We start from the raw sequence: 9,463 nt of genomic DNA on the forward strand, positions 1-9,463 counted from the left end.
CCAACCCTTACTCAATTTCCCATGAGCGTGACTACGTTCGAGCTGCTGCATGCAGTTTTGCAACCAACTAACCAGTACTCCTATATGAACACTAACCAAATTACCCGCCCCGTCTTACACATTAACCATTTTGCCAACCAACAAGCTTTGCGCTTACCAACAAAGGAGGACAGATTTACTGCTGCAAAAGCAGCGACTACAGCGCTTGTTCTCATACGTGGGCTCCCAGGGAGCGGCAAGAGCACCATGGCCAGCGTCTTGGTCATGGTTGGCTACAAGCATTTCGAGGCCGACATGTTCTTCGAAATTGATGGCATCTATCGATACGATGCCACCCGTATTCGAGAAGCTCACGATTGGTGCAAACATATGACGCGAGACGCGCTAAGTAGAGGCGAAAACGTAGTTGTCAGCAATACGTTTACTCGGGTCAATGAGATGGCGCCGTATCTTGAAATGGGAGCAGGAAAAATTCGGGTCATCGAAGCCAAGGGCACATGGGAAAACTCACATGGTGTTCCAAGGCAAATGGTTGACAGGATGGCGGCACGATGGGAGCTGTTTCCAACAGCGGCAAGCATTTGATGGGCGCCAAATTCAAAGGAATAAATATGAACACATCATTCGAAAACCAAGCACTTCGGGAATCCCTTAGCCTCAAGAGCAAATATGTCGTCGACCATGTGACAACATCATTGACTCCGGAGCATGCCATGGAGATTGGTTGTGCACGATATCAATTTGCGTTGGAGGCAGCGCGAGAGCGGTTAAGTTGGTTGTTCTCTGTAGGCGAACTCCTTGTACTTATCGACTGCTATCGGGGCTATATCTTCACCCCAGTTCGTTTTTCGACAATGGCATCGGACCTTTGTGACCATCTCGATATTGATTTTTCAGATTACAAATTGAGCATGCACAAGGCACTCATTGAAAAGGTGCATGAGCTTGAGCTACTTCTGAAAATTGCGCTGGCGGACGCATTGGAACAGCTCTGGCGCACCGGCAAAAAGAGCCAATATGAAATCGTGCAGTTTTTACGGACACTCGGTATTCGCTTGTTCTGACTTCGGAGTGTCGGATTCAGGCAGATGCACCACGACTAGTCTGTGGTCGGTAGTTGAAACTGCGAATCTAAAATCCTCTGTCCGCCAGTGGTTGGCCTGAGCTTTTTTCTTGGATTATTGGTCAGTACTGGCGCGGATGTCGCGCGGTGACGATATAGGTACGGACGTTCAATTGGCGGAAAGAATGCTACCGCGCAAAAAGTCGATTGCCAGTATTGAAGTGCAGTCGTGCGTCGCACCAAGAGACTTCAATGAAAGTCCCGACTCGGCGCGGCGAGCCTTCCAAGCAGATGGGTCAAATCAACGAAGTGTTTTGCAATCAAATTGCGCACATCACCCTCGCGTTGCCGTGTCCCGTATGTTCACATCCAATCTGGTTGATTCCGCGCAAATCGTTAGGCAGACCCTCCGGATATCGGTTGGCCGTGCTGCCACCCACGGCAGCACTTGTGAAGTGCAGGACCGGAGCACTCCCAAGGATACTAATACCCTTGAAATACTGAAAATGGGGCCGCAAGCTCACTGATAGCGCTTCTTCCCGGTGGGTGAGATGCAGAAGTGTCCACCTTTGGGGCCGGTGCAATGAGACTCACCACTACAGGGACAACCAGACGCGATGCTGGTCCACGTTGGAATATTTTTACCCCCATGACGCCATTCCCACGGAGGCATCGGATTGGCATCGCGCCAAATCCCAAAATGGGAACTGTGCGCGCTATTCTCCGCCCTGGCATACAAAGCACGGTCGGCGACGGGCTGCTCTGCGCTGTATTCTTTGTAGTGCCATGCAAACCCTGACTTCACCTGTTCCAGGTTGGCGTCAACACCTTTCACGAGAACTTTTCCCACGGTGCGCCCGTATCTGTCAGATTTACCGGCCTGCACGTCAACCTGCTTTCCAAACACCAAGTCGGAAAGGTGCTCTTTTGAGCGCTGTCCGAAGGGCTGCGCCTTTTCAGGGGCATCAATTCCGGTTAACCGAATACGGTGGATTGTTTTTCGGGCGTCCAGGACCTCGACGGTGTCGCCGTCAAGAACGCCAATGACTTTGCCCGACACCAGTGAACCCGCGCCTGCAAAGCCAAATGCAGAAAGTGAAAGTAACAGGGCCAGCGCCGTCACTGTCAATCGGATGCAGCCTGAAAAGGCACTTGTGGTCTTGTTGTGGTTTTGCATCTGAGCCTATTTTCGCCCAGCATGCCACGTGCCCAGTTCAGGTATTTCCCGTCTCGCGTCATCGAGTAGCACCTTCCCGCACCATCCGAAGACAGCCACGGTTGTTTTGAATAAAATTTCAAGCAAGGACAATAGTTTTTTGAGGAGAGCAAATATGGAGCTTGATGAACTTAATCTGAGCAGCTATAGGGATATCCCAGAGAATTGCGTGCTAATGTTCGACATCGAAGGCGCGCCGGCCGATGCCCTGCAGTGCGGCGGGCAGGCAGCGATTGATGTGTTCAGACGTGCGAATGTGCATCCGTACTCTGCCTGGCTGGCCAGCCAAACGCTTGCTGTGGAATGGTCCGATGTCGCAATGGCGCCAGAAGATATAGCCAAGGAGCTCCTGGACAGGATGTATCCCCTTTGCGTTTGGGCTGACGCTTGGTCTGACGCCGAGCAAATGGCTTTAACGCAAGCGCTCAGTGGCCGTCCCGATGGCAGATACGTCTACAGATTTACCGTTGCCTGCAATGGTCAGGACTTGGGGGATGATGGATGGGTCACCCACGTCAAGGGCAAGGGCCAATCTGCACTTAAAGCACCGCGCTATCTTGACTATTACTCCGGGGCGTCGGGTCAAAAATTGGCCAATTCGTAACGATTGAGTACACCAGTTATGCGGTAAGTATTCCGCTGGGCGACGTCAATGAAAATCCCGACTCGGCGCGGCGAGCCGCCCCAGCAGGTACGTCAAATCGACGAAGTGCTTTGCAATCAGATTGCGTACTTCGCCCTCGCGCTGCCAGGTCCCGTAAACGCCCAGCAGCCTTGCATTCATCAATTCATTGCGCTGCTGCTCGCGCACCCCTTTCCAGACGATGACCTGCACGGCACCATCTTCATCTTCCAGCGACACAAAAATGACACCCTTGGCCGTTTCAGGCTGTTGCCGCAGCGTCACGATGCCGCAGGCCCGCACCAGCCTGCCATTGGGCAAGCCGCGCAATTCGCTCGATGACTTGAAGCGCATGGAGCTCAATCGGCTTCTGAGCAGTGCCAGCGGATGGCGCCGCAAGGTCAGGCCCAGCGCGGCGTAGTCGAAGACGATTTCTTCCCCCTCGGGCGCTTCGGGCAACTCCAGGATGTCTTCCTCCACCGGGGCATCGCGCAGCAGCTCCGGCGGCGCATGCAGTGCCGCCGCGTCCCAGACCTGTTGCCTGCGATGCCCAGAGAGGCTTGCCAATGCATCAGCGCCTGCCAGCAGCTTCATCTCATACTGCTCCAGGTTGGCGCGCCGAGACAGGTCTTCGGCACCTTCGAAAGGATGCTGTGCGCGAGCGGCGACGATGCGCTCGGCGGATGCACTCTTGAGCCCGGAAATCAAGCGTAGGCCCAGGCGCACGGCCGGCTCATGCGGCAGGTCTTCCAGGGTCGCGTCCACCTCGCTGAACATCACGTCCACTGGCCGGACTTCGACACCATGGCGCTTGGCGTCCTGCACCAGCTGATTGGGCGAGTAAAAGCCCAAGGGCTGCGAGTTCAGCATGGCGGCCAGGAACGCCGCCGGCTCTGCGTGTTTCAGCCAGCAGCTGGCGTAGACTAGCAGCGCAAATGATGCGGCATGTGACTCGGGAAAGCCATATTCAGAAAAGCCTTTAATCTGTTCAAAAATCTGCAGCGCAAACGCCTTCTCGTAGCCGCGTTCTGTCATGCCGTTGACGATGCGGTCATAGTATTTCTCCAGACCGCCTTTGCGCTTCCAGGCCGCCATGGCCCGGCGCAAGCCATCGGCTTCGCCCGGGGTGAAGCCGGCCGCCAGGATGCTGACCTGCATGACCTGCTCCTGAAAAACCGGCACCCCGAGCGTTCTCCCCAGCGCTTCCTCCAGGGCCGTACTCGGGTAGGACACGAGCTCCTTACCCTGGCGCCGGTTCAAATACGGGTGCACCATGCCGCCCTGAATTGGGCCCGGTCGGACCAGCGCGACCTCAATCACCAGGTCGTAAAAACAGCGCGGCTGCAAGCGCGGCAGCATGCTCATCTGGGCGCGAGATTCAATCTGGAACACGCCCACGGTGTCGGCTCGGCAAATCATCTCGTAGGTGTCCGGGTCTTCGGCCGGGATGTCCTGCATTTGAAATTGATAGCCGCGGCGCATGCTGACGAATTCGAGCGACTTGCGAATCGCCGTGAGCATGCCAAGGGCCAGCACATCGACCTTCAGCAGGCCCATGGCGTCGAGGTCATCCCGGTCCCACTGGATAAAAGTTCTGTTCTCATCGGAGGCGGCCTCAATCGGAACCATTCTGGAAAGTGGCCCCTTGGTGAGCACAAAGCCACCCGGGTGCTGCGACAGATGGCGCGGGAAACCCAGCAACTGGCGGGTGAGCGCCATCAGCTGCTGGACGCCCAGGTCATCCAACGAGAGTCCCAGCTCCTTAAGCCGGTCCGCCTGCAGCTCCCGGCCATCCCACCAGTGGTGCGACTTGGCCAGCTTTTCCAGCAGTTCGAGGTCGAAGCCCAGCGCCTTGCCGACGTCGCGGATGGCGGATTTGGGACGGTACGAAATCACCACGCCAGTCAGGGCCGCCCGGTCTCGCCCGTACTTCTGATACAGGTACTGAATGACTTCCTCCCGGCGCTCGTGCTCGAAGTCGATGTCGATGTCGGGCGGTTCGTTGCGCTCGCGGCTGATGAAGCGCTCGAACAGCACACTCATTCGCGCCGGGTCCACCTCCGTCACGCCCAGGCAATAGCAGACTGCGCTGTTGGCGGCCGAGCCTCGGCCCTGGCAGAGGATGTTTCGCGATTTCGCAAATGAAGTGATATCGAAAACGGTCAGGAAGTACTGTTCGTAATGCAGTTCGCAAATCAGCGCCAGCTCGTGTTCAATCTGGTGCTGGACTTTGGCCGTCATGCCACCGGGCCAACGGCGGCCGGCGCCTTCATAAGTGACCCGGCGCAAGTACGACTCGGCGGTCTCGCCAGCTGGCACCACTTCTTGCGGGTACTGGTATTTGAGCTCGTCCAGCGAGAAGTGGCACCGGTCAGCCACCTTGAGCGTCTCTGTCAACAATTCCACCGGGAAGGTTTGTGCCAGCCGCAAACGGGTGCGCAGGTGCCGCTCCGCGTTCTGCTGCAGCTCCAGGCCGCATTCGGTCAGGGGTTTGCCAATCCGTATGGCCGTCATGACGTCCTGCAGCGGCTTGCGCGAGCGGACATGCATGTGCACATCGCCGACTGCCACCAGCGGAATGGCCGTTGCGTCGCTGACCTGTTTGAGCTTGTGCAGCCAGATTTCATCGTCCAGCATGCGCAGCTGTTCAACACCGAGCCAGCATCGGCCGATGAAGTGTTGCAGCGTCCATTGCCCGATGGCCAGCAGCTGCTCAGGAGTGCTGGCGCGCTCGGGCGACACGAGCACCAGGCAATCAGCCAATTGCGCACCCTGCAGGTCATCGAGCAGAAGTCGGTAAGTTCCCTTTTTTTCGGTCGTTCGTCGCAGGCGTGTAATTAACTCGCACAGATTGCCGTAGCCATTCAGGTTGATGGCCAGGACGACCAGATTGAAGGGCGTCTCACACGCCACCTGGAACTGCGAGCCAATCAGCAGCTTGAGTCCCACCGACTTCGCCTCCACGTGGGCCCGCACGACGCCGGCCATGCTGCATTCATCCGTCATGGCCAGCGCCGAGTAGCCCAACGCCTTCGCGCGCTGAACAAGCTCTTCCGGTTTACTGGCGCCTTTGAGGAAAGAAAAGTTGGACAGGCACCGAAGCTCGGCGTAATGGGGCAATACGGACATGGTGCCAGCTCACGCAAAAAGCCCATGCAAATACCAGGACGCTGTTTCGTCCTTTGGCAGGCGCTGCTGGAATATCCAGAGCGCGCCGGCGTGCTGGCTTAGCGCCACCCAGTAGTCGCGCGCGACATTGAGGCTGCGCTGGCCACCGCCCTCGGTTTCCTTGACGCGATGCCACCAGCCGCCTTCGACACGCTCCGGACCCAGCAACAGTTGCAGCGGCCCCTGGTACAGCGGGCGCTCGTCCTTGACGTCCAGCTTCAGCGGTGTTTTGAGAATCCAGGTCGGCTGCGGACCCGGCACCTGGCGAACTTTCGTTGTCGGCCTCTTGGCGTTCATCGGTTGCCAGCGATTCATCCACTCCATGCGGGTGTCTTCGGTCAGCACGGGCCGCAGCACACGTTTTTTGCCGAGTCGCGCCTCGATGCGCTCCAGCACCAGGTCCAGCGCTTCGCCGGTCGCGCGCGCATCGGGCAGCAGGGACAGACTGTCCTCCACGATGGCCGTGACTTCGGTGGCGCTCAGGACGAGGTCGCTGGCCGGGGCATTCAAGGTCACCTTTGCCAGGTTTTCGGTCAGGAGGCGGTACAGATGGTCCACGTTCTGGGTTGGCTGCGCGGTGCGGACCGTGATTTCGCCCCCATCGCCGGCATCGCGGGAGCGCATGACGTCATGGCACCAATGCAAAGTGAAAGCGGTGACACCACAGTGGCGTGCGGCGAGCCAGCCCCCCATCTGCACCAGCAGGCGGCGCGCGCCAAACATCAGGCCGGGTGCCGTGTCGACGCGGCCGGGCAATTCCAGTTTTGCAGAAAATATCTCCGGCAATGTCACCCAGGGGTAGCCCTCGGGGCGCAGGCCGTAAGCCTGGTCCAGCGCCAGCAGCAGTTGGCTGTCAAAGCGCCGACTGATACCGCCGCGCGGCAGCTTGCGCACGTCGGCCAGGGTTCGGCACCCCAGGCGGGCTAGAGTGGCGCCATGGGCGTTGACCGCATCGATGCACTCAAACGGCAAGGGGTCCAGCACCTTGGACAGCGGTCCGGCAAAGCCGTCACGGATACCCAGGCGTGCGCAAGCGAGGGCCGCAAGACTGGTCGGTGCCCACGCGAGCGCAGTGACACCGAGCTCGGCCGCGCCTGCTTCAACAAGCTGATGCAGGTGGTCCTCACCGCCGAACAAGCGCAGGCTTTGCTTAAGCTCCAGCAATACCGTTTGGTCTAACTTCGCAACACGTGGTGAATATTGCAAAGCCCAAACAGCAACGCCGGTAGCGTCAATGCGCAGCGAGCTGTCGCAGGCGACGTCGGTTAACAGCGCTGCCCAATGTGCTGACATTGGAGGCCTCCGTCTTTGCAATCAACTGGCTCGGGCGCATCAGCCGGGGCGTGAACACGCTTTCCAGCGTGCCCGGAATGGAGGACAGCACGATGGAGCCGTCCAGCAATGCGCCTTTGCGTTTCAGGATTCGAACGTGCAGCTCCCAGTCCGGGCCAAGCGTGGTCAATACCCGTAGCGGCGCCGGTGATGCGTCGAGTTGGGCAGCTTCTGGTCGGAACAAAAAGACCGGGCAATCACACGATTGGGCATGCACCTGCAGTCGGCGCAGTTGCTCCGCGCGCGCTTGCGGCAGCCAGGCCAGGATGGCGCCACCCCGGGGGTTGGCCTTCACAAGCTGTTCGGTGCACCACAAGCGCTCGGCCGGGGTGTCGGCGGCAATCCAGACCAGGTTTTTTTCTGAAATACCCAGCTTCACCAGTCCAGGCGCATGCGGGCGTTTTGGTGGGCCTACCAGCAGGATTTGGCCGCCGCTGGCCACCAGTCCCGCCAGAGCGGGTGAGAGCAGACGCCACTCGCAGAGAGACGGCTGCGGCTGCAGCAGTTCGGTGAGCGAATTGCAGGGCCAGCCGCCGCCGGGCAATTGGGCGTCCAGGGCTTCAAAACCGGATGCGACAACGGTCTGGCCGGCCTGTCCAACTTCAGTTCCACGCCAGATGGCCTGTGAAACGCTGCTCGGAAGCTGCCCGACGTCAAACGGCTGTGACGGGCCTGCACCGGGAGGCGGGCCGGCATTCACTATCCATTGGAGGGCGGCGGACATTGGGTTTTAACACAGGCTGTATAAAAGAACAGTATATCGAAACAAGGCAAATGGTCAAAGAATTTTGCGAATTTCGACTTACTGAAGGCCCTGGCCGCCGGGCGCATTTCGGCCAAAGGCAGCTTTCCGGTAGCCCTATTGCCTGTCTTGGCGTGCCGGTCAACTGCCATTCATGGCGGCCTGTCGTATGCCCAAAGCAGTCTTTAGGACCTCATCGAGCTCATCTATCCGGATAACGTCGGACCATACGAATCGTATATGATTCGTATATATTTCATATAGAGGTCACTGATGGGTATTGTAAAAATTTCGGAACTGATGCACGAGAACCTGCGAGTGGCGGGGAATGCCCTGAGCAGGTCTATCAATGCGCAGGCAGAGCACTGGATGCGGGTCGGCATGCTGACCGAGATGCACCCGGAGTTGGACCACCGAGAAATCTGCCAACTGTTGATACGGGCTGAACTCGCTGGGGGGCTGGACATCGCCGCTGCTGTCACAGGCCAGCTTGGCAAGCCCAGCGCGTCCTCGACCGGAAGGCACTAATGGCCCACGGCGTTCCCATCAAGTCCGCCGAGGAACTTGAAATGGCGCGGCGGGCTGGCCGGCTTGCCGCAGAGGTTCTCAGCATGGTCGAACCCCACGTGGTGCCGGGGGTGAGCACGGAGACGCTGGACCGCATCTGCCACGACCACATCGTGAATGTCCAGGGCGCCATTCCGGCCAACGTCGGGTATCACGGATATCCCAAGACCATCCTCACCTCCGTCAACCAGGTGGTTTGTCACGGCATCCCCTCGCCGACCAGGATTCTGAAGCAGGGCGACATCCTCAACATCGATGTCGCCGTCATCAAGGATGGCTGGTTCGGTGACACCAGTCGCATGTACTTCGTCGGAGCCCCCAGCGTGTTGGCTCGGCGCCTGGTGGAGACGACGTACGAAGCATTGCTGGCCGCCATCCAACAGGTCAAGCCTGGAGCGACTCTGGGCGATATTGGCCATGCCATCCAGTCGGTCGCTCAGCGGGAGCATTTCAGCGTGGTGCGCGAATACTGCGGACACGGTATTGGACAGGTCTACCACGATGAACCGCAAGTGCTGCACTATGGGCGGCGCGGGGAAGGGCTCAAGCTGGAACCGGGGATGGTTTTCACCATCGAACCGATGCTCAACGCCGGCAAACGCGAAACCAGGCAATTGCCCGACGGGTGGACCGTCGTGACAAAGGACAGGTCTCTGTCCGCCCAGTGGGAACACATGGTCGCTGTAACGCCTTCAGGGTATGAGGTGCTTACGGCTTGGCCAGGAGGCACAGGTGCTTACGCGCCGGTTTGAC

Annotated in this window: 9 protein-coding genes; 5 read left to right on the top strand and 4 right to left on the bottom strand. The window is 58.7% G+C overall.

Annotation, left to right across the window (positions count from 1 at the left end; translation table 11 throughout):
* Nucleotides 1–84: 84 nt before the first annotated feature.
* Together C5P05_RS11155 and C5P05_RS11160 are read left to right on the top strand one after the other, a co-directional pair.
* On the top strand, nucleotides 85–585 hold the full coding sequence (locus C5P05_RS11155) for an AAA family ATPase (RefSeq protein ID WP_114969928.1): 501 nt from the start codon (nucleotides 85–87) through the stop codon (nucleotides 583–585).
* A gap of 26 nt (nucleotides 586–611) precedes the next feature.
* Complete coding sequence (locus tag C5P05_RS11160) at nucleotides 612–1,064, top strand: hypothetical protein (protein ID WP_157979299.1); 453 nt, start codon at nucleotides 612–614, stop codon at nucleotides 1,062–1,064.
* 519 nt (nucleotides 1,065–1,583) lie between these two features.
* Here the strand turns inward: C5P05_RS11160 and C5P05_RS11170 are convergent.
* Nucleotides 1,584–2,240, bottom strand: a complete 657-nt coding sequence (locus C5P05_RS11170) for a thermonuclease family protein (protein ID WP_114969919.1) — start codon at nucleotides 2,238–2,240, stop codon at nucleotides 1,584–1,586.
* A 154-nt stretch (nucleotides 2,241–2,394) separates the two neighbouring features.
* On the opposite strand from C5P05_RS11170, the gene C5P05_RS11175 reads away from it, so the two are divergent.
* Nucleotides 2,395–2,883, top strand: coding sequence for a hypothetical protein (locus C5P05_RS11175; protein ID WP_114969920.1), 489 nt, complete (start codon nucleotides 2,395–2,397; stop codon nucleotides 2,881–2,883).
* Nucleotides 2,884–2,928: 45 nt separating this feature from the next.
* On the opposite strand, the gene C5P05_RS11180 is transcribed toward C5P05_RS11175, so the two are convergent.
* The 3 genes from C5P05_RS11180 to imuA form a co-directional block, all read right to left on the bottom strand.
* Nucleotides 2,929–6,030, bottom strand: coding sequence for an error-prone DNA polymerase (locus tag C5P05_RS11180; RefSeq protein WP_114969921.1), 3,102 nt, complete (start codon nucleotides 6,028–6,030; stop codon nucleotides 2,929–2,931).
* 9 nt (nucleotides 6,031–6,039) lie between these two features.
* Nucleotides 6,040–7,230: a Y-family DNA polymerase gene (locus C5P05_RS11185; protein ID WP_198674697.1), complete on the bottom strand. Its 1,191-nt coding sequence runs from the start codon at nucleotides 7,228–7,230 to the stop codon at nucleotides 6,040–6,042.
* A gap of 70 nt (nucleotides 7,231–7,300) precedes the next feature.
* A complete protein-coding gene (imuA, locus tag C5P05_RS11190) occupies nucleotides 7,301–8,125 on the bottom strand; it encodes a translesion DNA synthesis-associated protein ImuA (RefSeq protein ID WP_114969922.1) in 825 nt (274 codons plus the stop codon).
* 291 nt (nucleotides 8,126–8,416) lie between these two features.
* Between imuA and C5P05_RS11195 the strand changes: the two genes are divergently transcribed.
* Both C5P05_RS11195 and map read left to right on the top strand, forming a co-directional pair.
* Nucleotides 8,417–8,671, top strand: a complete 255-nt coding sequence (locus tag C5P05_RS11195) for a ParD-like family protein (protein WP_114969923.1) — start codon at nucleotides 8,417–8,419, stop codon at nucleotides 8,669–8,671.
* On the top strand, nucleotides 8,671–9,462 hold the full coding sequence (map, locus tag C5P05_RS11200) for a type I methionyl aminopeptidase (RefSeq protein WP_114969924.1): 792 nt from the start codon (nucleotides 8,671–8,673) through the stop codon (nucleotides 9,460–9,462). Before C5P05_RS11195 ends, map begins: the two co-directional genes overlap by 1 nt.
* Nucleotide 9,463 lies beyond the last annotated feature (1 nt).

It is taken from the genome of Rhodoferax ferrireducens, assembly GCF_003347515.1.
In the GTDB taxonomy this organism is placed as follows: domain Bacteria; phylum Pseudomonadota; class Gammaproteobacteria; order Burkholderiales; family Burkholderiaceae_C; genus Rhodoferax.